This is a genomic window from Pedobacter fastidiosus (assembly GCF_014306625.1).
GTDB classification, from domain to species: domain Bacteria; phylum Bacteroidota; class Bacteroidia; order Sphingobacteriales; family Sphingobacteriaceae; genus Pedobacter; species Pedobacter fastidiosus.
In genome coordinates, this window is sequence record NZ_JACRYL010000038.1 from 1 (window position 1) to 994 (window position 994).

2 protein-coding genes are annotated in these 994 nt (G+C 46.2%); both read right to left on the reverse strand.

Annotation, left to right across the window (positions count from 1 at the left end; translation table 11 throughout):
- A partial coding sequence (locus H7U22_RS22280) for a sodium:solute symporter family transporter (RefSeq protein ID WP_449581876.1) occupies positions 1–269 on the reverse strand: 269 nt, incomplete at its 3' end.
- 26 nt (positions 270–295) lie between these two features.
- On the reverse strand, positions 296–994 hold a 699-nt coding region (locus H7U22_RS22285; RefSeq protein WP_248284833.1), incomplete at its 5' end, for an NAD-dependent epimerase/dehydratase family protein.

Here is a 994-nt window from a genome sequence, read left to right on the forward strand (position 1 = left end):
GCAGCCATCCACTCGTAGGTTGCAATGGCAAGACCCATCTTGAATCCCGATCCGCTCATGCCGATAAACTGCTCGGCAGAGATGTTGGATGCAATAAGCGATGCGCCGATTGCCCACCACGTTAGCGAGCCCTCGGCAAGGAAATAGTCCTTCGAGCCCGTGGATGCAGATTTTTTCTTGTTGTAGATGTACAGTCCGTAAGCCGCAACAATAACGAAGTAGATCGCAAATACAATGTAATCCTTCGTGTCCAGTAAGTTGTGTTTCATTAAGTTTCTATTTGGTGTTATTAATTTTATTCAAAAGGATTTGCTTTGATGTATTTCTCCCATTCCCACGCCGATCTCATCATTTCATCAATCCCAAGATCTGCTTTCCAGCCCAGTACATCGTTAGATTTCTGAACATCGCCGTAAACCTTTTCTACATCTCCGCTCCTTCTTGGTCCAATTTTGTAATCCAGTTTTTCTCCAGTTGTATTCTCAAAGGCAGAGATAATTTCCAGTACAGATGACCCCTTTCCCGTTCCGATATTGAAGACCTCGTAATTGCTTTCCGCTTTCTTTTCCTCCATCCGCTTAACCGCAGCAACATGAGCTTTGGCCAAATCCACAACGTGGATGTAATCGCGAACGGCAGAACCATCGACCGTATCGTAATCGTTTCCGTAAACCGTAATCGGTCCGCGTTTACCAATTGCCGACTGTGTAATAAATGGAACCAGGTTGGCCGGAACCCCGTTTGGAAGTTCTCCGATCAGTGCGGTTTCGTGTGCGCCAACCGGATTGAAATAGCGCAGTGCGATTACGTTCAGATCTGGCGTTACCGCAGTGGTTTCCTCAAGAATCTCTTCAGCAATCTGTTTGGTGTTACCATAAGGCGATTCGGCTTTTTTAATCGGTGCCGATTCTGTAACAGGCAGACTGTCTGGCTGGCCATAAACCGTGCAGGAAGAAGAAAACACAAGATCTATCTTTCTGTTGAACGAAACCAG